This window comes from Bradyrhizobium sp. 157 (assembly GCF_023073815.1).
Lineage (GTDB): Bacteria > Pseudomonadota > Alphaproteobacteria > Rhizobiales > Xanthobacteraceae > Bradyrhizobium.
Genome location: NZ_JADPKF010000016.1, coordinates 51,258 through 73,271 on the forward strand (window position 1 = coordinate 51,258; position 22,014 = coordinate 73,271).

General features: G+C 62.3%; 23 protein-coding genes. 8 read left to right on the forward strand and 15 right to left on the reverse strand.

What is annotated here, in order from left to right:
• The first annotated feature begins 27 nt into the window (after positions 1–27).
• Both IVA95_RS03515 and IVA95_RS03520 read left to right on the forward strand, forming a co-directional pair.
• Positions 28–948, forward strand: a complete 921-nt coding sequence (locus tag IVA95_RS03515; RefSeq protein ID WP_247509232.1) for an aldo/keto reductase — start codon at positions 28–30, stop codon at positions 946–948.
• A 65-nt stretch (positions 949–1,013) separates the two neighbouring features.
• Entirely contained in the window at positions 1,014–1,631 is a 618-nt protein-coding gene (locus IVA95_RS03520) for a DUF6064 family protein (RefSeq protein WP_247509233.1), read from the forward strand.
• Between the two features lie 186 nt (positions 1,632–1,817).
• On the opposite strand, the gene IVA95_RS03525 is transcribed toward IVA95_RS03520, so the two are convergent.
• The gene (locus IVA95_RS03525; RefSeq protein ID WP_247509234.1) at positions 1,818–2,594 is read right to left on the reverse strand and encodes a methyltransferase domain-containing protein; all 777 of its coding nucleotides are present in this window, start codon (positions 2,592–2,594) and stop codon (positions 1,818–1,820) included.
• Positions 2,595–2,679: 85 nt separating this feature from the next.
• Positions 2,680–3,048, reverse strand: coding sequence for a DsrE family protein (locus IVA95_RS03530; protein ID WP_247509235.1), 369 nt, complete (start codon positions 3,046–3,048; stop codon positions 2,680–2,682).
• Positions 3,049–3,353: 305 nt separating this feature from the next.
• Here IVA95_RS03530 and IVA95_RS03535 point away from each other — a divergent pair, with 305 nt between their 5' ends.
• A complete protein-coding gene (locus tag IVA95_RS03535; protein WP_247509236.1) occupies positions 3,354–4,985 on the forward strand; it encodes a winged helix-turn-helix domain-containing protein in 1,632 nt (543 codons plus the stop codon).
• Positions 4,986–5,392: 407 nt separating this feature from the next.
• On the opposite strand, the gene IVA95_RS03540 is transcribed toward IVA95_RS03535, so the two are convergent.
• Together IVA95_RS03540 and IVA95_RS03545 are read right to left on the reverse strand one after the other, a co-directional pair.
• Positions 5,393–5,887 carry a DUF3237 domain-containing protein gene (locus IVA95_RS03540; protein ID WP_247509237.1) on the reverse strand — a complete coding sequence of 165 codons (495 nt, stop codon included), beginning with the start codon at positions 5,885–5,887 and terminating at the stop codon, positions 5,393–5,395.
• Positions 5,888–5,917: 30 nt separating this feature from the next.
• Positions 5,918–6,388, reverse strand: a complete 471-nt coding sequence (locus IVA95_RS03545) for an ester cyclase (protein WP_247509238.1) — start codon at positions 6,386–6,388, stop codon at positions 5,918–5,920.
• 112 nt (positions 6,389–6,500) lie between these two features.
• Between IVA95_RS03545 and IVA95_RS03550 the strand changes: the two genes are divergently transcribed.
• A complete protein-coding gene (locus IVA95_RS03550; protein ID WP_247509239.1) occupies positions 6,501–7,109 on the forward strand; it encodes a TetR/AcrR family transcriptional regulator in 609 nt (202 codons plus the stop codon).
• 12 nt (positions 7,110–7,121) lie between these two features.
• Here the strand turns inward: IVA95_RS03550 and IVA95_RS03555 are convergent, their stop codons facing one another.
• On the reverse strand, positions 7,122–7,499 hold the full coding sequence (locus tag IVA95_RS03555; RefSeq protein ID WP_247509240.1) for a hypothetical protein: 378 nt from the start codon (positions 7,497–7,499) through the stop codon (positions 7,122–7,124).
• A gap of 177 nt (positions 7,500–7,676) precedes the next feature.
• On the opposite strand from IVA95_RS03555, the gene IVA95_RS03560 reads away from it, so the two are divergent.
• Positions 7,677–7,988 (forward strand): antibiotic biosynthesis monooxygenase family protein, encoded by a 312-nt coding sequence (locus IVA95_RS03560; RefSeq protein ID WP_247509241.1) that lies wholly within the window; start codon positions 7,677–7,679, stop codon positions 7,986–7,988.
• A gap of 2 nt (positions 7,989–7,990) precedes the next feature.
• Here IVA95_RS03560 and IVA95_RS03565 read toward each other — a convergent pair whose 3' ends face one another.
• From IVA95_RS03565 to IVA95_RS03595, 7 genes are all read right to left on the reverse strand, one after another.
• The gene (locus tag IVA95_RS03565; protein WP_247509242.1) at positions 7,991–9,268 is read right to left on the reverse strand and encodes an RNA polymerase sigma factor; all 1,278 of its coding nucleotides are present in this window, start codon (positions 9,266–9,268) and stop codon (positions 7,991–7,993) included.
• Between the two features lie 31 nt (positions 9,269–9,299).
• Positions 9,300–9,698 (reverse strand): YciI family protein, encoded by a 399-nt coding sequence (locus IVA95_RS03570; protein ID WP_247509243.1) that lies wholly within the window; start codon positions 9,696–9,698, stop codon positions 9,300–9,302.
• A 146-nt stretch (positions 9,699–9,844) separates the two neighbouring features.
• Positions 9,845–10,546 carry an AprI/Inh family metalloprotease inhibitor gene (locus IVA95_RS03575; RefSeq protein WP_247509244.1) on the reverse strand — a complete coding sequence of 234 codons (702 nt, stop codon included), beginning with the start codon at positions 10,544–10,546 and terminating at the stop codon, positions 9,845–9,847.
• Positions 10,546–11,535: a 2-hydroxyacid dehydrogenase gene (locus IVA95_RS03580; RefSeq protein WP_247509245.1), complete on the reverse strand. Its 990-nt coding sequence runs from the start codon at positions 11,533–11,535 to the stop codon at positions 10,546–10,548. Before IVA95_RS03580 ends, IVA95_RS03575 begins: the two co-directional genes overlap by 1 nt.
• Positions 11,535–12,323, reverse strand: a complete 789-nt coding sequence (locus IVA95_RS03585) for an ABC transporter permease (protein WP_247509246.1) — start codon at positions 12,321–12,323, stop codon at positions 11,535–11,537. Before IVA95_RS03585 ends, IVA95_RS03580 begins: the two co-directional genes overlap by 1 nt.
• Positions 12,320–13,132: an ABC transporter ATP-binding protein gene (locus IVA95_RS03590; RefSeq protein WP_247509247.1), complete on the reverse strand. Its 813-nt coding sequence runs from the start codon at positions 13,130–13,132 to the stop codon at positions 12,320–12,322. Before IVA95_RS03590 ends, IVA95_RS03585 begins: the two co-directional genes overlap by 4 nt.
• 4 nt (positions 13,133–13,136) lie before the next feature.
• Positions 13,137–14,156 carry an ABC transporter substrate-binding protein gene (locus tag IVA95_RS03595; RefSeq protein ID WP_247509248.1) on the reverse strand — a complete coding sequence of 340 codons (1,020 nt, stop codon included), beginning with the start codon at positions 14,154–14,156 and terminating at the stop codon, positions 13,137–13,139.
• 147 nt (positions 14,157–14,303) lie between these two features.
• Between IVA95_RS03595 and IVA95_RS03600 the strand changes: the two genes are divergently transcribed.
• The 3 genes from IVA95_RS03600 to IVA95_RS03610 all read left to right on the forward strand — a co-directional run bounded on the left by IVA95_RS03600 (position 14,304) and on the right by IVA95_RS03610 (position 18,016).
• Entirely contained in the window at positions 14,304–15,104 is an 801-nt protein-coding gene (locus IVA95_RS03600) for a creatininase family protein (protein ID WP_247509299.1), read from the forward strand.
• 152 nt (positions 15,105–15,256) lie between these two features.
• A complete protein-coding gene (locus IVA95_RS03605) occupies positions 15,257–15,517 on the forward strand; it encodes a hypothetical protein (protein WP_247509249.1) in 261 nt (86 codons plus the stop codon).
• A gap of 585 nt (positions 15,518–16,102) precedes the next feature.
• Positions 16,103–18,016 (forward strand): carbohydrate porin, encoded by a 1,914-nt coding sequence (locus IVA95_RS03610; protein WP_247509250.1) that lies wholly within the window; start codon positions 16,103–16,105, stop codon positions 18,014–18,016.
• A 184-nt stretch (positions 18,017–18,200) separates the two neighbouring features.
• On the opposite strand, the gene IVA95_RS03615 is transcribed toward IVA95_RS03610, so the two are convergent.
• From IVA95_RS03615 to IVA95_RS03625, 3 genes are all read right to left on the reverse strand, one after another.
• Positions 18,201–19,832: an FMN-binding glutamate synthase family protein gene (locus IVA95_RS03615; RefSeq protein WP_247509251.1), complete on the reverse strand. Its 1,632-nt coding sequence runs from the start codon at positions 19,830–19,832 to the stop codon at positions 18,201–18,203.
• Positions 19,833–20,004: 172 nt separating this feature from the next.
• The gene (locus IVA95_RS03620; protein WP_247509252.1) at positions 20,005–20,877 is read right to left on the reverse strand and encodes a patatin-like phospholipase family protein; all 873 of its coding nucleotides are present in this window, start codon (positions 20,875–20,877) and stop codon (positions 20,005–20,007) included.
• Positions 20,878–21,112: 235 nt separating this feature from the next.
• Positions 21,113–21,886: a ferredoxin--NADP reductase gene (locus IVA95_RS03625; RefSeq protein WP_247509253.1), complete on the reverse strand. Its 774-nt coding sequence runs from the start codon at positions 21,884–21,886 to the stop codon at positions 21,113–21,115.
• Positions 21,887–22,014 lie beyond the last annotated feature (128 nt).

Sequence of the window (22,014 nt, forward strand, 5' to 3'; positions counted from 1 at the left end):
CTGCCCGCCGCTGACATGGAGCATCGAATGCGGACAACACGCCGAACGTTCGTGCAGGCCTCCTTGGCGGCGACGGCCGCCGCGACACTCCTGCCAGTCTCTCTGCGCGCCCAGCAGGGCTCGCCCACCCGCCGTGCCATCCCCTCAACCCGCGAGGAGATGCCGATCGTCGGACTGGGGACCTGGATCACCTTCAACGTCGGCAACGATCCGGTGCTCAGGGACGAATGCGCTGGCGTCATGGCCGCCTTCTTCGAGGCGGGCGGCCGCATGATCGACTCCTCCCCCATGTATGGCTCGTCGCAGCCGGTGATCGGCTACGGCCTTCACAAGCTCGGGCGACCTTCCGCGCTATTCTCGGCCGAGAAGGTCTGGACCTCCTCGGCTACGGCAGGTCCAGCCCAGATCGAGCAATCGCGTCGCTTCTGGGGCGTGCCGAAGTTCGACCTCGTTCAGGTTCACAATCTGCTCGCCTGGAAGGCGCATCTGCAGATGCTTTTCCAGATGAAAGCCGCCGGTACGCTGCGTTACGTCGGAATCACCACGTCCGAAGGCCGCCGTCATGATCTTGTCGAACAGATCATGCGAAGCGAGCCTATCGATTTCGTGCAGTTCTCCTACAATGTCGTTGATCGCGAGGCGGAGACGCGGCTGCTGCCGCTGACGGCAGAGCGCGGGATTGCGGTGATCGTGAATCGGCCGTTCCGGCAGGGCGCGCTGACCAACCGTCTCAAAAATAAGCCGCTGCCAGAGTGGGCGGCCGAGCTCGGGGTATCGAGCTGGGCGCAGCTCATGCTGAAGTTCATCCTGTCTCACCCGGCCGTCACCGTCGCAATTCCGGCGACCACGCGCGTCGACCACGTGCGGGAAAATCTCTCGGCCGCCGCCGGACCGATGCCGGACCTGGCCATGCGGCAGCGCATCTCGGCTCACGTGCAGGCCCTTTGATGTCGGAGTGGTGGACCTACCGCGCGGAGGATTTCCTGCTGTTTTCGCCGCGCGTCTACTGGCGCATGTTCGAAACGCACAATGCGGCGCTCTGGCCTTTACACGTCGTGACGCTTGCCGCCGGCCTCCTCATCGTCCTGCTGATCGCGTGGCGGCCGGGAATCCGGGCACGCTGGATCGCGCTCATTCTGGCCATCTTTTGGACCTTCGTCGGATGGTCGTTCCTGTGGAATCGCTACGCGGCCATCAACTGGGCTGCCGTCTATGTTGCGCCGGCTTTCTTCGTTGAAGGCGTATTGCTCCTCCTTGCATTCCTGCGCGACGCCCTCGTCTTCGACCGGCCCCGGCCTGTCCATTGGATCGGATATCTCATCCTTGGCTTCGCACTTGCCGTACAGCCGCTGCTTGCGCCGCTGCAGGGGCGCGGCTGGGCCTCGTCCGAGGTCTTTGGCATCACGCCGGATCCGACGGCGATCGCGACGCTCGGCGTTTTGCTCCTCGCCCGCGGCAGGCTTTTGCCAGTGCTGCTCCCAGTCCCCGTTCTCTGGTGCCTCCTGAGCGGCATAACCCTGCGGACAATGGGAGAACCGCAGGCCTGGGCCCCTCTCGCTGCCGTGACGCTGGCCGCTGTGGCCGGGATCTGGATGACCATCCGTCAGCGCGGATCGTTTCCAGCCGCGTAATGGACGCAAGGGACGACGTCCGAGGCGTTTGCGATGCAGTTCGCCCACGCCCTATCCATCAGCTAGTGTTTCGACGGACTGGCGCTTTCCGTACGATCCCGACAGCGGGGTCTGGCGCCACGTGTGCACCGTGATCTTGATTTCGACCGTAGCGGCCACGCGCAGACGTGATCTCTGTCCGCCCCATCAGGGCTTTACAGCCAGCAGCGATATGCTCTTCACACCGAACTTCTTGCTTGCGCCCTTGGCGTTGTCGGAGATGAATTGGTATTGCGGATTGTCTTCCAGCTTATCCACCCGCAGTCCGGCCGCCTCGATCATCTGGCGATAATTGTTCTGCTGGGCAGCACCGCCGATGCAGGCGGCCCAAAGCGTGGAATTGCACACGATGCTTTCGGGGAGCTGCACCTCCGTCACGATGTCCGAAATCGCGAGCCGGCCGCCGGATTTCAGCAGCCGCCCGGCCTCGCGGAATACCCTGGACTTGTCGACAGCCAGATTGAAGACGCCATTGCTGATCACAACGTCGGCGAGGCCGTCCGGCAGCGGAGCTTCCTCGATGTAACCCTTCAAATAGGTCACGTTCAGGAAGCCGTCGCGATCACGCAGCCGCTCCGCCTTTCCGCGCTGCTCGTCCGTCATATCGATGCCCGTGACTTTTCCGCGGGAACCCACCTTCAGCGCGGCAATGAATGTGTCCATGCCCGAACCGCTGCCGAGGTCGACGACGATTTCGCCCGGCTTGAGATCGGCAAGGTGAAAATAGTAGCCAACGCCAGCAAACGACTCGATCGCCTCAGCCGGCACGCGGTCGAGGTCGGCCGGTGCGTAGCCGAGACGTTCGGCCATCACGCGCCCCATCTCGAAGTGGAATTCGCCATGCGGGTCCTCGGCGACGCTGCGATACATCGCCTTCACCTTGGCCTCGAGTTCCTTCGGATCGAACGCAGTGATCGTGGTCATGATCGGATCTCCTGTTGTAAGCTTGGCAGATATCCGCAACGGCAACTGCCGACCCTTTCGACAGCTGCGAAGCGGATCTCGAACGTCAGAAGCTGAGCGTCGCGGCGCCGGCCTTGATCAACTCGTGGATTTTGCTAGACCCGGCGATCTCCACTCCGTCAATGAGATCGCCCTGCTCGTAGCCGCGCGCCTTGACGCAAGGCGTGCAGGCCCATAAGCGGCCGCCGCGGGCTAGAAAATCCTTCACCAAGGCTGCCAGCGGCTCGAGCGGGGGCACCACCGTGCTGTCGATAGCGCGCCTGCGAACCAGATCGACTGCGGCGCTGGTTAGGAACGCTGAGACTCTTAATCCCGCCGTCATGCCGCCGTTGGCGATGGTAAAGCCGACCGAGGACAGCTCATGATCGGCGCCATGCGTGAAAAGCACGACAAGCTCACGGGAAGATTCAGGCATGTGGTTTCTCCTGCGCTAACTGTTTGCCGAGAGGACATAGACGTGCCGCTCCACCGCTGAACTGCAGATGAGTAGCTTCGCGGAAGTGTTGATTGGGCATTCCTGCGCGGATCGTCGTTTGGATTGACGTAAGTGGGCGTCCAGGGCCAGTATCCTCTTCGGTGTCCGAGCACGATTATTCGCGACCGGTCTGATTCAGGATGCCGTAGCGTCGGCCCAAAAGCTTTGAGAGACGCTTGATTTGCTCGCGAGGCGGGCCCGATTCTCGCCCGAGAACGGCGCTTGCTGTCCATAAGGAGGACCACGTGCAGCTTGCCTTTGGCGACTATGTCCTTAACGGCGCAAGGCGAGAGCTCAGGCGAGGCTCCGAGCAGATTGCGCTCGAACCGCAGGTTTTCGATGTGCTGCTCTACCTGTTACAGAACCGCGAGCGGCTGGTGACCAAGAACGATCTGATCGCAGCGGTATGGAAAGGCCGGATCGTCTCGGAATCCACCCTGAACAGCCGTATCGCGGCGGCCCGGAAGGCCGTCGGAGACAGCGGCCAGCAACAGGCTTTGATCAAGACATACGCTCGAAAGGGCTTCCGGTTTGTGGGCGACGTTCGCATCGGCCGCGAGGCAGATGGAAATGGCCGCCCGCCAGAACAAACTCCAACAGTGTCCGCTGAATCCATTCCCGGAGCGGACGTCGATTCTCTCGCTGACAAAGCTCCCGGCCAGCTCAACTCAGGCGCTGCCCTAAATTGGGATGGACGGGCGTCCGTCGTGGTACTGCCGTTCAACAATTTGAGTGGCGATCCCGAGCAGGAATATTTCTCTGACGGAATCACCGACGACATCATCACCGCTTTGTCCAAGTACCGGTCCCTGGTGGTGATAGCCCGCAATTCAAGCTTCGCCTTCAAGGGCGACGTGCGCGGCGCCGGCTTGACGCTCGGCACCGAGTACTTGGTTGAGGGCAGCGTGCGCAGGATCGGGCAGCGCGTGCGCATCAACGCGCAGCTGGCGGAGACAGAACGCGGCCGGCAACTCTGGGCAGAGCGATACGACCGCGATCTGCAGGACCTCTTCCAGGTACAGGACGAAATCACCACCACTATCGCGGCGCGGATCGAGCCCGAGATTGGCGCCGCCGAGCGCCGGCGCGTCGAGCGAAAAGCTGTGCCGGCGCTGCACGCGTGGGATTTTTTCCGGTTTGGGACGAAGCACTTTTACAAATCGACTGCGGCCGACAACCTCGAAGCGCAGCGGCTGTTTCGCCGCGCCATCGAACTCGATCCCAATCTGGCCGACGCATACGGCTATCTGTCCTACGCGATCGTCCTCAGCATGATATATTTCGAAGCCGAACCGAACGAAGCGCGGGTCACCGAGGCCATCGCGATTGGAAGGAAAGGTGTCGAGCTCGACGATCAGGATGGATTGATCCGGTTCATGTATGGGCGTGCGCTGCTCGCTGGGAAGGCGTATGGGGATGCGCTAGCCGAACTGGAAACGGCGATCGAGTTGAACCCGTGTCTTGCGGTAGGCTATTGCGGTCTGGGCGATTCGCTAGCCTACGAGGGGCGCATCAGCGAGGCGATCCCCTACTTCCAGAGAGCGATCGAACTGAGCCCCTATGATCCGTTGCGTTGGGCGTTCTACTCTTATGGAGCGCTTGCACACATATTTGCACGGAAATTCGAACTGGCCTGCGAGTGGGCTCAGAGAGCCACGCGGGTGCCGAATGCGCATTATTGGGCGTTCGCCCACCGTGTCGCGGCCCTGGGACACCTAGAATATTCGGAAGACTTGCGCGTGGCGATAGGCGAACTGCTGCAGCGCAAGCCGGATTTCACCTGCAGCTTTGCGCGCAAGCGCCTCTTCTATGTCAAGAACCCCGACCAGTTGGAGCTTTACCTGGACGGCCTAGGCAAGGCCGGGATACCAGCGTGAAACATCGAGGTTAAGAAAGCCGGGCCGGGCGCTCTGGCTGCGCGGCAGCCAGGACCAATCGATTGCTGAACTCGACAAGGCCATCGATCTCAGCCCGAATTTTGCGCTCGGATGCTCGTGCACACCACCTCGGGCGATCCGACGCCCTCGCGGGCCGATATCCACATGTGAAAGCGATTGTCGACATCGCCGCCCCGCTCGGATTTTCGTCCACGACCACATCGTCGTCGGCGAGAATGGCCATGCGAGTCTGAAGGGGATGCGGCTGATCTAGGCGGCGTCGGATCATTTGGTGGCGCGAGCACGGACGGCAACAGCCAAGCTGAAGGCCCATTCCAAGCGCCTCGGCTGCCAGACGACGCGGCAGCGTCGGCACCGAGGTCACGCTCTCCACGAGAGTGTATCCATCAGATGACCTGCGAGACGTTGTAGGCAATTCCGCCCTCGACCAGATATCCCGATCCGACGCAGACGATGTCGTTCATCCAGGCATATTGCGCCGCCCCGGTTTCGAACAGCGGGTTGGTGCGGAAGTAATAGCGCGAAGGGTCGACCTGATGGCGCGTGGCGGGATTGGCCATCTCGGCGCGCAACTCTGCCGGCGTGATCCAGCGGCCGCCATAGGTCATGTGCACCAGCGCGCCGTCATGGGTGCGCAGCGTCAGGCGGACGTCGAGCGACATGGCGCCGTCGGCACGAAATAACGCCCAGTCGCCGCCGCCGGGGACCACCTCGCCGCGCAGCCCGGGACCTTCGAAGCTTCCGCCGGCCGCGCCGAACAGGATACGGCGGCCAAGCGGGCCATCGCCGATGTTCAGCCTCGGATTGAGATCGACGACGATATCGAACAAGGGTGCCGTCCTGATCGCGGCTACGGGTTTCACGCGCGGATCTAGTGTCATCGTCTGGAGTCCTGGTTCGCTAGAAGAGTGTTATTCGGCGGCGAGCTGCCGGACGCCGGCATCGCCAAAGATCTTGCGGCGTACCGCGTCGGTCGAGACGCCTGACTGGGCGCAGAGTTCGGCGAGGTCAAAGAAGAATCGTTCGCGGACGATCCGGTCGTCCTTGAACGCAAACTGGATGAACACGGGAAGATCGGCGCGCCTGCCGTTTGGCACCACGCCGAAACGGTCGCCGGTCATGGTCATCTGCACGCGGCCCCAGCAGACGAGCGTCTCGTCATTGGCCGCGTGGCCCTGCAGGACGACATTGTAGTCGGGGAATGAAGCGAAGAACCGGGTCAGCACCTTCTCGTTCTCGGCAAGGCCGGAGGCGCTGGTGCCGAAAGCCGGGGTTTCCAGCACCATGTCGTTGTGGAGGACCTTTAACGCTGCCGGTACGTCCTGGCGGCTCTTTGCGACCGCCAATGCCTGCGCCAGTTCGAACATTCGATCGCTGTTCATGACCTCTCCTCAAACCGGGCGGCACAGCCCGAATCCATACCAAATGTTTTTCACATACTGTATGTATGTTATATGTTGATAGGATCGTAAGCGTCAAGTGGTATGTCGGGGCATGCAGGAAGCCGGACGCGAACGAACCCGCCGCGAGGAATACACGGAGGCCACGAGGCAGGCGCTGCTGGCGGCCGGCCGGGACATTTTTGCGAGCGAGGGCTACCAGGCGGCAGGGGTCGAGGCGATCTCGCGCGCCGCACGGGTGACGCGGGGCGCCTTTTATCACCACTTCGAGGACAAGAAGGCGCTGTTCGACGCCGTTGTCGTCGCCCTGCAGATCGAGGCCGCTGCGAAGATCGAGGCGCGGGCAAAGACGCAGCGCAAGGTATGGGACCGCCTGACCGAGGGCATCGAAGCCTATCTCGACGTCTGCCTCGAACCGGCCTATGCGCGCATCGTAATCCAGGAAGCGCCCGCCGTGCTCGGCAATGCGCGCTACCGTGAGATCGAGGAAGCCCATCCGATGCCCCTGCTCACCGCGACGCTTGCCGCGCTAAAACGCCAGGGCGAGCTCGATTTCGAGGACATCGAGCTCTTGAGCCGGATGGTCGATGCGATGATCTGCGAGGTGGCGCTGTTGCTGCCCGGGACCGAGAATCCGAAGAGGCTCCGCGCCCGCGGGCAAAAGATCATCGGCAGCCTGCTCGGCGCCTTGCGCACGACTTGAACACACGCGCGCTCACGGCGCGACCCATCGCTGCACCGCCTCGGCGGTGTCGGCCGGCGTGGTGTTGAAGCAGATGCGCGTTTGCGGCGCGGCGAGATGAACCAGATTGATGATCCGCTCGAACAAATGCAGCCGCTCTCGCGACTCGCGCAACCCGGCACCGATCACCACGCAATCATAATGCTTTGCGCCCAGCGCCGCCGCGGCGACGGCTTCGGCGGTATCGCCGAGATCGATCAGGCAGCTATCGGCTTCATAGCCCATCGCACGAAGCTGCTCGATCTGAGCTGCAATATGGCTCGTCACCAGTTCGGCCGTGAGCCCCGGGAAGGCGCTGAAGTCGACGAAGGAAGGCTCGATACCGATGACAAGCACAGTCTTTTTGGCCATACGGATGCTCCAGGCAGGTGATCACCGGGGAAACGCGCGCATCGGCAAGCTGGTTCCGGCTTCGACATTGACATCATCATTCGGCCTGCATCGAAGCATTCCTGTCGAAAGATCAGCCATCGTGATCCGCATCGCCGCACAAGCGTGCACGTGCTGACTATTCCACAGGAGAACACCATGGCTGCCGCAAACAACGCAAACCAGAACCTGGTCGTCACTGCGTTCTGGGAAGTCAATTCGGGCGAAGAAGCTAGCGTCGCGGAGCTTCTGAAAGTTTTTCTGCCGCACGCGCAGCGTGAGCCGGGCGTCAGACAGTTCCAGATTCACCAGAACATCGCAAAGCCGCGGGAGTTCTTCTTCTACGAGGTATTCGCAGGCGAAGCGGCCTTTGCCGAGCATCAGCAGACCGACCACTTCAAGAACATCATTCTCGGGCAGGCGATTCCGAAACTCGCCAAGCGCGAGCGGTCGCAGTTCCGGTTCATTTGAACTCAGGACGGCTGCGGCCCGCCGCTGCTCGTCTCGGCGGCCCGCCGCCGCAACAACTCGCGTTCGCGCTTGTTGGTCGCAAGCGCTGACGCGAGCTCGAAGGCGGCGCGGGCTTCTGCAGCGCGGCCGAGCTTGCGGAGCAGGTCGCCGCGGACGCTTGGGAAGAGGTGGTAGGTTTTCAGCGCGGGCTCGCCGGCCAATCCGTCCACGATCGCAAGCGCGGCCGCCGGCCCTTCGGCCATACCGACCGCCACGGCGCGGTTGAGCTCGATGATCGGCGAGCGCACCAGCGCGCCCAATTTGGCGTAGAGCTCGGCGATGCGCGGCCACTCCGTTTCATCAGGTGTGGCGGCTCCGGCGTGACAGGCGACGATCGCAGCCTGCAGCGTGTAGAAACCGCGCCCGCCGCCAAGTTCGTGCGCGCGCGCCAGCGCCAGCAACCCACGGCGGATCTGCAGCCGGTCCCACAGCGCGCGGTTCTGGTCCATCAGGAGAATCGGATCACCGGCCGCATCGGTGCGCGCCGCGATGCGCGAAGCATTCAACTCCATCAGCGCGAGCAGGCCATGGGCTTCGGCTTCCTGCGGCGCGACCAGCGTCAGCACCCGCCCCATGCGCAGCGCATCGTTGCAGAGCTGCGGCCGTAACCATTCATCGCCGCGAGCGGCCGTATAGCCTTCGTTGAAGATGAGATAGACGACCTCCAGCACCGAGGCGAGCCGTTCCGAAAGCTGCTCGCCGCGCGGCGTTTCGTAAGTAAGCCCGGATTCCGACAGCGTCCGCTTGGCGCGCACGATGCGCTGGGCAATGGTCGCCTCCGGCTGCAGGAAGGCGCGCGCGATCTCTTCCGTGGTCAGACCGCAGATCATTCGGAGCGCAAGCGCCGCGCGCGCCTCGCGCGACAATCTCGGATGGCAGGCGGTGAAGATCAGCCGCAGCAGCTCGTCACCGATATCGTCGTCGAGTGCGGCGTCCGGGTCCGGCATCGCCTGTTGCTCCTGCTCTAGCTCGCGCGTTAGCATCTCATGCTTGCGCGCGAGCATGCTGCGGCGGCGCAGATGATCCAGCGCACGGCGCTTGGCCAGCGCCATCAGCCATGCCCCGGGCTTGTCCGGCACGCCGCTGGCGGGCCAATGCTCCAGCGCCGCGACTAGGGCTTCCTGCGTCAGATCCTCCGCCAGCGGCACGTCGCGCAGCATTCGCGACAGGCCCGTGATCAGGCGCGGCTGTTCGATACGCCAAACCGCGAGGATGGTGCGATTGACGTCGGCGGCCGTCATCGCCGCCGACTGCGTCTACCGAACGTGCGCATCATGCGTGAGCGCGAATGCCGGCCTCGCAGGCGCCATCAACGCCAGGCGTCGCAAGCACGCGAACTTCGCAGGTGCCTTCCCAGCCCGGCATGTGCTCGAGGTGCAGTTGCATAAACTCCCTCGCGGCGGCCACGGCCTCTTCCACGTCCCGGAGTTCGAAGATCGCGTAACCGCCGATCAGCTCCTTGGTCTCGACGAACGGTCCATCGATCACGCCGAGCTTGCCGCCCGTTATCCTGACCTGTGCTCCGGCCATGGCAATCGGCATCAGGCCGCCAGTATCGAGCATGCGGCCGGCCTTGATCTCCCGCTCGGCGAGCTTGCCCATCGCCTCCATCAGCGCCGGCGTCGGGCCTGTATCGGGCTGGGGCGAGGTAACGATATACATGAAGCGCATCGAAAGACTCCCGTGGAGGCGAGCTGCGGCGGTAATCGCCCGCAAAACTGTCTCGCTATGGGAGACGACGAACGGGACGGCGCCGGATCGACAGGCGTTCTGGGAATATTTCGGGAGCCGGCGCAGCCCGGCAGCCTGCCGCCGATCTACTGTCCCCGGATCATGATCAGGGGATCGGGGGTATCAGGCACCCGCCGCCACTGCGCATTGTCGTCGGCCTCGAACTGCCAGCTTTCGCCTTTGGCCGACATCAGGATCATCTGTCCGCGCTCCAGCCGCCACTGGTTTGGCGCGAACGCCACAACTGCCGGATCGCATCTCGGCTTCAGGAATACCTGGAAATTGTCGCCGGTCGCTTCGGTGTTGGTCAGCGTCAGGCCGCAGACCGTCTGCCCATTGCCGCGAACCATCGACCAGTCGCCAATCATCTGGTCCATCGACTTGGCGAGCGAGCGCGCGGCGGCGAGGTTCTGCAGAATGTAGACGCCCTCGCCGGTCCGCAGGCCCTCGAAAATGCCGCTCTCGACTTCGGTGAAATCGATCACCGGCTGGCCCGCCGCATCCTGCAGCCGCACGATATCCAGCCCCTTGATGTTCCAGGCCGTGATCTCCTTGGTGAACGGCAACGCCTTGGCACAGCCGGGCTCAAGCTCGAGCTTGAGCCCTTGCGGCGTCGCATCGCCCTTCATCGTGATAACGCAAGTCTTGCTGCGCTCGGTGGTCGCAAGTTCCCACTGCCCGATCATTTCCTTCTTCAGGGTCGAGGCATCCTGCGCCGAGACCTGCGGCGCAAGCGCGAGCAGCGCCGTCAGCGCTGCTGCCGTAATGCCTGAACGCCCAAGCAACATCAGCGTCCCTTCACCGGGGTTTCCGGAACAGGCGTCAAGGGCGCCTTGCCGGCAAACCAGTTTTTCAGATTGTCGACGACGAGCTGATCCATGGCGTTCCGCGTTACCACCGAAGCTGAGCCAATATGTGGCAACAGCACGACATTTTGCATGGCCTTCAACTCCTCCGGCACGTTCGGCTCGTTAGCGAACACATCGAGTCCGGCGGCGAGGATGGTGCCGGATTTCAGCGCCGCAACCAGCGCCGGCTCGTCGACAACGGAGCCGCGCGCGACGTTGATCAGAACGCCGCGCGGACCAAGCGCCTGCAACACGTCGGCATTGATCATCTTGGCGGTCGAGGCGCCGCCGGGCACGATGACGATCAGCGTATCGACCGCCTTCGCCATCTCCATCAGGTCGGGATAATGCTGATAGGACACGGCCGACGACGGATTGCGCGAATGATAGCAAACCGGCACGCGCGAGGCCTCGAGCCGGCGGCCGATCGCCTGTCCGATGCGGCCCATCCCGACGATGCCGACCTTGCGGTCGCGCAGCGAGCCGGCGCTCAAGGGATAGTTCTGCGTCTGCCATAGGCCGGAGCGCAGATAGCGATCGGCCTTGACGAATTCGCGCAAGGTCGCGATCAGAAGCCCCATCGCGACGTCGGCGACTTCCTCCGTCAGCACATCAGGCGTGTTGGTGACAACGATGTTGTGCTCGCGCGCATACGCCGAATCGACATGGTCGTAGCCGACACCGAAGCTCGCGACGATTTCGAGCTTCGGAAATTGCGCCAGCGCCTTCGCGTCCGCCGGCACCATGTGATAGGTGACCGCCATGCCGCGGATCTTTGCTGCCGTATCGGGCGTCAACCGCTCGAGGTCGGCACGGCTCTCCGCCATATGCAGGACGAACTGATCCGGAAAGCCGTTTTCCAGGATCGGCCTGACAGGTCCGTAGATCAGGAGATCGATCTTCTCGGACGAAACATTCGCGGCAGCCATCAATTTTCCTTTCCAAGCGCGCTTTCATGCCAGCGCCGTAGTACCAGATGCGAAATTAGCGCCAGCAGCCCATAGATGACAATCCCGGCCACCGACAGCAACAACAACGCCGCAAACATTCGGGGAATGTTGAGGCGATAACCGGACTCGGCGATCCGGAACGCAAGGCCGGAGCCGGCGCCCGCCGTGCCCGCGGCGATTTCGGCGACCACGGCGCCGATCAACGACAGGCCGCCCGCGATCCGCAGGCCACCGAGGATGAACGGCAGCGCGGCCGGCAATTTCAGGTACCGCAACGTCTGAAGCCGTGACGCGCCATAGAGCTGAAAAAGCCCGGCCAGATTGCGGTCGACCGAATTCAGCCCGAGCGTGGTGTTGGACAGAACCGGAAAGAAACCGACGATCCAGGCGCAGACAATGACCGCGGTCTGCTGCGGCAGATAGATCAGCAATAACGGCGCAATTGCGATCACCGGCGTGACCTGCAGCATCACCGCATAGGGAAACAGCGAATATTCCAGCCATTTCGATTGGTTGAACACTAGCGCCAGCGCGACGCCGCCGACGGCTGCGGCGATGAAACCCTCCAGCGTGGTGAGCAAGGTGACGCCGAGCGATTCCGACAGCACCGGCCAGTCGCTGACGAGCGTCTGAAATACCGTTGTCGGGCTCGGCAGCACATAGGGCTGGATATCGTTGACGCGGACCACGAACTCCCAAAATGCCAGGCCCGCCGCGAGCACGACAACAGGAAGCAGCATGCGGCCGATGTTCTGCAGGGAACTCATGCGCTACGCTGCCCGGAATAGGAAGGCGCCAGCGCATTCGAGACCTCGCGGCAATAGCCGGCATAGTCGACCGAGGTGCGAAACTCCTCCCCACGCGGCTCCGGCGTCGCGATGCGAAACTCGGCGCTGATGCGCCCGGGGCGCGCCGTCATCACGATCACCCGCTGCGACAGATAGACCGACTCGAACACCGAGTGGGTGACGAAGATGACGGTCTTGTGCAGCTTCCGCCACAGCGCCAGCAGGTCGTTATTGAGCCGAAAGCGCGTGATCTCATCGAGCGCCGCGAACGGCTCGTCCAGCAGCAGAATGTCCGGATCGGTGACCAGCGCGCGCGCTAGCGAGACCCGCATCTTCATGCCGCCCGACAATTCGCGGGGGTATGCATCCGCAAATTCAGCAAGGCCGACCTGCGCCAGCGCCTCCTCGATGCGCCGGGCGGCTTCGGCCCCCGGTGCGTGCGCAAGCTTCAGCGGCAGGCGAACGTTATCGCGCACGCTCGCCCACGGCATCAGCGTGGGCTCCTGAAACACAAAGCCGATGGGATGCCGCCCATCCGCCTTGTTGGCGCGATGGGAAACGTTCACCGTGCCTGCACTCGGCGCGCCGAGCCCTGCGATCAGCCGCAGCGCGGTGGATTTTCCGCAGCCGGAAGGCCCGAGCAGCGAGACGAAGTCGCCTTTTGCGACATCGAGGTCAAGCGGCCCGAGCGCGGTTACGCCGTTGTCATAAGTCTTGGTTACCGCGCGCAGGCGCACCGCAAGACCCGCCGCATCGCTATCCGTCTCCGACAAAGCGGGCTCGGCCATCTCGTCAGTTCTTCGGCCGCAGATCGACACCGACGCCCTTGTTGACGAAGCGAAGCGTGTAGGCCTGGCGGTAGTCGATATCGCTGCGAACCACGCCGGCCCGCACCATCTTGTCGAAGAAGCTCGCCATGCGCGCGTCAGTCATGGCGCCGATGCCATCGCGCAACGTATCGCCGGAATCGACGATGCCATATTCCTTCATCTTGGTGACGGAATAAGTCAGCAGATCGTCGGTCATTTCCGGATTCATCTTCTTGATCATCGCGTTGCCGGCGGAATTGTCGCCGTAGAGATAGTTGTACCAGCCGATCACGGAGGCATCGACAAAGCGCTGCACCAGGTCCGGCTTCTTGTCGACGATCTCGCGGCGGGTCTCGATCAGCGTCGAATAGGCGTTGAAGCCGTGATCGGCGAGCAGGATCACCCCGGGTTTGAAGCCGGCCGCCTTCTCGACGGCGTAGGGCTCGGAGGTAACGTAACCCTGCATCGCGCTCTGCTTGTTCACGATGAAAGGCTGCGGATTGAAGGTGTAGGGTTTTACTTTGCTCTCGCTGAAGCCATATTCCGACTTCAGCCACTGGAAGTAGCTCGCGACGCCTTCCTTGGAGACCAGCAGCGTCAGCGGCTTCAGATCTTCGAGTTTTGCAATCCTGGTTTCCGGATGGGTGAGGAAGACCTGCGGATCCTTCTGAAAGATCGCGGCGACCGCAATCAGCGGCACGTTATTGGCGACGGCATCGAACGATTGCAGCGTGTTCGCGCTCATGAAGAAGTCGAGCTTGCCGGCGGTCAAGAGGATGCGGTTGTTGGTGTTGGGCCCGCCGGGAACGATGGTGACGTCGAGGCCATATTTGTTGTAGGTGCCGTCGGCGACCGCCTGGAAGAAGCCGCCATGCTCGGCCTCCGCGACCCAGTTGGTTCCGAACGACACCTTGTCGAGGGTTTGGGCGCGCACAGGCATCAGCCCTGCGGCCAGCGCCAGAAGACCTGCGGTTAACGTTTGCAGCAAAAAGGCGCGGTTCATGGTTGGACTCCGTCGATCGTTCTGCCCATGATGAGAGGCTAAGGACAATGTCCCCAAGAGGTTTATCCGGGGATCGGACCATCCCCGGACTATCTAACAAACTACCCTGCAAATTCATCCAAAGAAACGCTTCGCTCGATGGCCTCAATCGTTCCGCCCCGCGACTGGACCGACATCCACTGGCCCGACATTGCCGCGGCCGACGCCGTGCGCTGGATCGCGGTGCTGCCATTGGCAGCCACCGAACAGCACGGCCCGCATCTGCCGCTGGAAACCGACGTCCTGATCGGCGAGGCCTATCTGGCGCGGGTGCGCGAGCTGTTGCCCGTCGCGCTGCCCGTCACATTTCTGCCGCTGCAGCCGGTCGGCATTTCCACCGAGCACATCGATTTTCCGGGCACGCTGACACTGCCGACCGATGTCGCGCTGAAGGACTGGATGGCGATCGGCGAGCGCGTCGCGCGATGCGGAATCCGCAAGCTCGTGATCGTAACGAGCCATGGCGGCAACAGCGCGGCGATGTCGCTGGTCGCGCAGGATCTACGCGCTTATCACGGGCTGCTCGTGGTGACCACCAGTTGGTCGCGCTTCGGCGCGCCGGATGGATTGTTTTCCGCGGAAGAGCTCCGTCACGGCATTCATGGCGGCGCGGTCGAGACCTCCATCATGCTGGCGCGCTATCCGCACACTGTGCGGAGAGAGGCGATCGCCGATTTTCGCCCTGCCAGCATCGCGATGGAGAAAAGATTTCGTTGGCTCTCGGCGCATCGGCCGGTCCCGTTCGCGTGGCAGGCGCAGGACCTTAACGAAAGCGGCGCAGTGGGCGACGCCACCAAAGCCACTGCGGAGAAAGGCGAACAACTGCTCGATCACGGCGCGCAGGCGTTCTGCGAATTACTCGATAACGTCGACAAATTCGATCCGGAATTGTTTCTTCGTAAAGCATAGAATCTCGATTTATTCTCGTAACCATCTGAAATATCGAGGAAATAAACGACGAAACCATATTTCCGGCCGCCGCCTCGAACCGCTTTTCAACGCGCCCCGTCCAACTGGCATGCGGACCACAATGGCCGCTTAACACAAGGATGGAGACTTCCATGTCGATCAAGACCAAGTTCGCCGCTCTCGCTCTCGCTACCCTTGCCGTTACCGGCACGATCGCTTCCACCACCCAGGCGCAAGCCAAGCCGCTGCACTGGGGTGTCGGAGCCGGCCTCGTTGGCGCGGCCATCGTCGGCACCGCGATCGCAGCTTCGGGCCCCCACTACTACTACGATGGCTATCGCCGCTGCGGCTGGGTTCGCCAGTTCGATGCTTTCGGCAATTACATCGGCCGCGTCCGGACCTGCGCTTACTGATTTCTGCGGCTGACTTGGTTGCTGTTTGAGAAGCGATTTCTTCAACGAACCACTTCAGACCCTGAAAGCGCCTCTCTTGTTTAACGCGTTTTCTTCACGCGAACCGGAAGGCCACTTCGCTCGAAAACGCTTCTGTCGTGGATCAGCGTCCGGCACGGGCGCCTCATCCACTCCCGTGCCGCACCCGACCCGCCCGGTTGTCCCCCCGGGCGGGTCACCTTTTTTGCGAGCCATCGCCCTGAGCGGACCCGGAATGTTGCGCGCACGTCACGCGACGATGTCATTTAGACGAAACGGTTCAATCCTTCTTGCAATTGCGAATTGTTCCTAAGAAAGCTCGCAAGTGGACTGCGCCTTGCTTGATCCGGCCGTCGGCCTGGAACCAGGCGTTGATCCACATACAATGATTCCGTGCGATTCTCTGGTGGCAGCCCGCCGGCAAATTTGCAGGGATAAGAGAAACTGCCGGTATGTTCGCGCAGAGAGCACTGTACGATGACCCACCGCAGGCTATCCCGAGACCATGTGTTTGCGGTCCTGGGATTGACCCTCTTCGCATGGAATGGCGCTGCCAACGCTGCCGACATGTCCCTGAAGGCACCGGCTGTTAGAGCCGTTCATAGCTGGACCGGCTTCTATCTCGGCGGCCATGTCGGTTACGGCGGCGGCAGCTTTGGCCCTGATACCAATCCCCTGCCCCTGCAAGGCGTGTTTTTTCCCCACAGCATCACGGGCCTGATCGGCGGCTATCAGGCCGGCTACAATTTTCAGCTCCCGAACAACCTGGTATTGGGTGCCGAGGCCGAAGTTTCGTTTCTGAGCACGCTTGATCGTCCAAGGCTCGTGCCGGCCCCTTTCAACACCACCTTCGATTACATTGCCACGGCAAGGGGGCGCGTCGGATACGCATTCGGAGCGCTGCTGCCCTATGTGACCGGTGGCGTCGCCTGGGCCCGGACCCGTGTCGACATCAATGATGTCGACGGCAGCGTGTTATCCGAGCGCGGGCATACACCTCTCGGCTGGACCGCAGGCGCCGGCGTCGAATATGCCGCCGACGCCAAATGGAGCGCAAAACTCGAATACGGCTACATCGATCTGGATGCCCGAACGCTTGGGCTTGCGGATGTACCGCTGCCGGACGTCGCAATCGACTCGAAGATCCACACCGTCAAACTCGGATTGAACTACAAGATCTGGGACGGGCCGCCTTCGGCGACGTCAGGCGATTACGCCATCAAGCCACCTACCCCTCCCGCGTCCAAGGACTGGAACGTCCACGCCCAGACGACCTTCATATCGCAGGGCTATCCGAGCTTCCGCTCGCCGTATCAAGGCACGAACAGCCTGCCAGGCGATGGACGCGTTAGAGAGACCTGGACGGTCGGAGCCTTTCTCGGGTGGCGGTTGTGGGACGGCGGAGAGCTCTATTTTGGTCCGGAGCTTGCGCAGGGCTTCGGAATCGGCGGCACATTAGGCTTGGGAGGTTTTTCAAACGGCGAAGCGCAAAAAGGCGGTGCCGAGTATCCGAGATTCCGTGCACAGCGCTATTTCTTCCGGCAGACGTTCGGGCTGGGCGGCGAACAGGAAGAAGTGGCCGATGCGGCCAATCAGTTGCCGGGCAAGCGCGACATCGACCGGGTCACGGTGACGGTCGGGCGATTTGCCGTCGGAGATTTCTTTGACGGCAATTCCTACGCAAAAGATCCGCGCGTCGATTTCATGAACTGGTCGATGTGGGCGTCGGCGGCCTACGACTTTCCGGCCGACCTTCCCGGATTTACCCGCGGCGCCGTCGTCGAACTCAACCGCAAGGATTGGGCCTTCCGCGCGGGCCTGTTTCAGGTGCCGTCCGCTCCCAACAGCGATGTCCTCACCTTCAAGACCGGCGGAGCTGTTGTCGAATTCGAAGAACGTCACACGGTGTTCGACCAGCCCGGCAAATTGCGGCTCGGCATCTTCGCCAATCGCGGCAATACCGGCAGCTATCGCAACGCGCTGGCGATCAGCGCCGCAGACCCGGCGCTCGATATCAACGACATCATGCCCAGCATCCGGCGCGAAAACCTGAAATACGGCTTCTACGTCAACGCCGAACAACAGATCATGAAGGATGTCGGCCTGTTCGCGCGCGCGAGCTGGAACGATGGACGAAACGAAATCCTGTCCTTTACCGACATCGACCGTAGCGTCTCGGCAGGCTTGTCGGTCAAGGGCAGCTATTGGGGACGGCCGAGCGATACATTCGGTCTGGGCGGCGCGATCAATGGGCTCTCCGGGGCACACCGCGATTTTCTGGCGGCCGGCGGTCTCGGCCTGCTGATCGGCGATGGCCGTCTCAACTACAGCAACGAACGAATCCTCGAGACCTACTACGCCTACGCCATCGACAAGAACTTCACGCTCACCGCCGATTACCAGTTGATCACCAATCCCGCCTACAATGCCGACCGCGGCCCGGTCCACATATTCTCGGGCCGCTTCCACGGCGAGTTTTAACTATTCTCCGTCGTCCCTGCGAAAGCGTTGCGAAAGCGGGGGCGTAGCCCGGAGGAGCCAACGGGTCGCGCGAATGCGCGCCCGATGACAGGCTCAGCGCAATCCGGGTAAGCCTGTCCGCAGGCGAGATGTTCCCGGATTTCGCTTCGCTCCATCCGGGCTACGCAGGCCGAGTTCGCGCCGCTCATCCCACCGGCTGGAACGATTCCGCGCGCGCCATCGCCCAGGCGTCGCGGAAGCGAGGATCATTAGTGCCTTCAATCAACTCGCCCGGACGCAGCGACGGGTAGAGTTGCGCGAATGACAATGTGTCGTTCGTAGAGGCTCGCTGCGAGAAGTGGATCGGCCGCAATTGCCGCGGATGGTCGAGCCCGGCCGCGGCGATAAGCTCGGACAGGGCGTGCAGGGTGGCGTGATGATAATTGTAGACTCGCTCGATCTTGTGCGGCACCACCAGCGCGCGGGCGCGGGTAGGATCCTGCGTGGACACGCCGGTCGGACAACGATCGGTGTGGCAGCTCAAGGACTGGATGCAACCCAGCGCGAACATGAACCCGCGCGCAGAATTGCACCAGTCGGCGCCGATCGCCATGGCGCGCGCCATGTCGAATGCGGTCGCGATCTTGCCGGCGGCGCCGATCTTGATGCGGTCGCGCGCGTTGATGCCGATCAGTGCATTATGAACGAAATTGACGCCTTCCCGCATCGGCATGCCCAGATGGTCCATGAATTCCAGCGGCGCAGCACCGGTGCCGCCTTCATTGCCGTCGACCACGATGAAATCAGGATATATCCCGGTCTGCAGCATCGCCTTGCAGATCGCCAGGAATTCCCAGGGATGACCAACGCACAGCTTGAACCCGGCGGGCTTGCCGCCGGATAGTCGCCGCATCTCGCCGATGAAGGCCACCATTTCCAGCGGCGTTGAGAACGCGCGGTGCGTGGCCGGCGAAATGCAATCCTCGCCCATGGGGATACCGCGAATTTTGGAGATCTCTTCAGAGACCTTGGCGGCCGGAAGCACCCCGCCATGTCCGGGTTTGGCACCCTGGCTGATCTTGAGTTCGACCATCTTGATCTGATCGTCGCTGGCGACGCGGGCAAATTCTTCCGGGTTGAATGTGCCGTCGCGGTTGCGACAGCCGAAATAGCCCGAGCCGATTTCCCAGATGATGTCACCGCCGTATTCGCGGTGGTAAGGACTGACGCCGCCCTCGCCGGTGTCATGCGCAAAGCTGCCCTTCTTCGCACCCGCATTCAGCGCCCGCACCGCGTTGGGGCTGAGCGCCCCAAAACTCATCGCCGAGATGTTGAAGACCGAGGCCGAGTACGGCTTGGTGCAATCCGGACCACCAATGGTGACGCGAAACTGCTCGACCGCACGAGCCTTCGGCAACATTGAATGGTGCATCCATTCATAACCGTCGCGATAGACGTCCTCCTGGGTGCCGAACGGCCGCTTGTCGAGCTCCATCTTGGCACGCTGATACACCAGGGCGCGGGTGTCGCGGGAAAACGGCTTGCCGTCCTTCTCGCTCTCGAAGAAGTACTGCCGTATCTCCGGCCGAATTTCCTCGAGCAGGAAGCGGATATGCGCCGAGATCGGATAGTTGCGCAAAACCGCGTGGTTCTTTTGCAGGAGATCGCGAATGCCGAGCACTGTGAGTGCGCCGAAGATCACGATCGGCAGCAGCAGCAACTCCCACACCTTGAGGTTCTGGTCGAAAATCCCGATGCCGATCAGCAGGGCGGTTACGACGGCACAGATCGTCAGCACGATGTAGCGTGGCGAGAACGGAAGCAGCAGCGTTTCCATGGAACCCCCTCAGCCCAAATTATTCTTGCCGGCCGGCAGCTTAGTCCAGCCTATGCGGCAAGCCCATACGGTATACGGGCCGGCAATCGCGGATGTGACAACGGGCGGCGAAAAATTTGCGGCCTCGGTCGACCGCTTTTGCAGCGCAGCGTAACCGCGCGCTGGCGCCTCCTCAGTGGCTGTGCAGCCGCATCTCGTGGGGAATCCTGCCTTGCTGCAGGCCGTGCTGGTTCAGCCAGGCGTCGGTGGAGAGAATGGCGCGATCGATATGATCGGCGGTTCGCGAGAAATCATAGGGCGAGCCCACCAGCGGGCATAGCGGCGGCACCACGAAATACTCGATATCAGGCGCCAGCACTTCGAGTTCGCTGACCAGTTGCCGCGCGATCAGGAGCGTCAGCGCATGCAGCGCGTTGGCGACTGCGCCGACCGGCGGCGCCTGGTTCGCACAGGCATGCCCGGTCGGCAGAATGATCAGGCGCCTTGCGCCCTTCTTCACCGCAACCCGGATCGGCGTGTTGCTGGAGATCGCGCCATCGGCGAGATAGTGGTCCTTGTATCTGATCGGCGAGAACGCGCCCGGGATCGCGGTGGAGGCGACGATTGCTTCCGCCGTGGAGCCTTCCGACAGCACCACGCTGTCGCCCGTGATGATATCGGTCGCGACGATATGCACCGGCAGCTTCGCCTCTTCGAGATTGCGATAGGGGATATGATCGTCGATCAGCTGGCGGATGCCGTCGTGCGGGATCAGAAAATCGCGGCGCCATATAAAGCTCAGCACCGTCCGCCAACTCATCGGAAAGACATCGTGCCGCTGCAGCCCGCGCCAGATGGCGGCGAGCCGCTGCACGCCATCTAGCGTGGGATCGCCGGCGTAGAATGCGCCGTTCAGCGCGCCAACGCTGCAGCCGACCACCATGTCGGCGGTCACGCCGTGCGCGGCAAGCGAATGTAGCATGCCGACCTGGATCGCGCCGAAGCTGCCACCGCCTGCAAATACGAAGGCGGTTTTTTCGGGACCAATCTCGTCGCGTACAGCCACGCGCGCTCCCTCAGTCGTTGCGTCGGCAACGAGCCGCGCGACGTTCGGGGATGGTTATAGCAGTGGGAGTGGGCGAGGAGCCAACAACATTGGAGGTGACATTCCCCGGATGCTGCGCAACGCGCCGCACTTGCGGCGTGGTGCGCTGCTGATCCGGGGTCCATCCAAGATGGCAGGTCCCGGCTCTGCGCTGAACCGCCGAGGAGGCGCTGCATCGCGTCCGGGACAAGAAAGATCACCGCTCGACGAACGCTTTTTCGATCACGAAATGGCCGGGCGTGTTGTGGCTGCCTTCGACGAAGCCGCCGGATTCGAACATCTGCTTCAGCTCTTCCAGCATCGCCGGGCTGCCGCACATCATGATGCGATCGATCTCGATATTGAGCGGCGGCTGGTGGATATCGTTGAACAACTGCTCGGATGAGATCAGGTCGGTGATGCGGCCGCGATTGCGGAACGGCTCGCGAGTCACAGTCGGATAGTACAGGAGCTTCTCCGACAGCAGCGGCCCGAACAGCTCGTCGTCGCGCAGCTTGGCGACCAGCTCTTCGCCATAAGCAAGTTCGGAAACCTGACGGCAGCCGTGGACGAGCACGATGGTCTCGAACCGCTCATAGACGTCGGGATCCTTGATCAGGCTGGCGAAGGGCGCGAGGCCCGTTCCGGTCGACAGCAGCAGGAGGCGCTTGCCCGGAATCAGATTATCGGTGATCAGCGTGCCGGTCGCCTTGCGGCCAACCAGGATCTCGTCACCTTCGCGGATCTTCTGCAGCTTCGAGGTCAGCGGCCCGTCCGCGACCTTGATGGAGAAGAATTCGAGTTCTTCCTCATGATTGGCGCTCGCCATGCTGTAGGCGCGCAGCAGCGGCCGGCCCTCGATTTCGAGGCCGATCATCGCAAACTGACCGTTCTGGAAGCGGAAACCGGAATCGCGGGTGGCCCGGAAGCTGAAAAGCGTATCGGTCCAGTGGCGGACAGAAAGGACTTTCTCTCTATAGAACGCGCTCATGTGTTTTCGTTTTTCCTGACGTCTCGATATAGAACGTTTCGGTCTTCGGGCCTCGAAGTGCCAAAAATCAGCGAAATCATCTGCGATTTGGCGCTTCATTTGCGCACAGGACACACATAGTCAATATG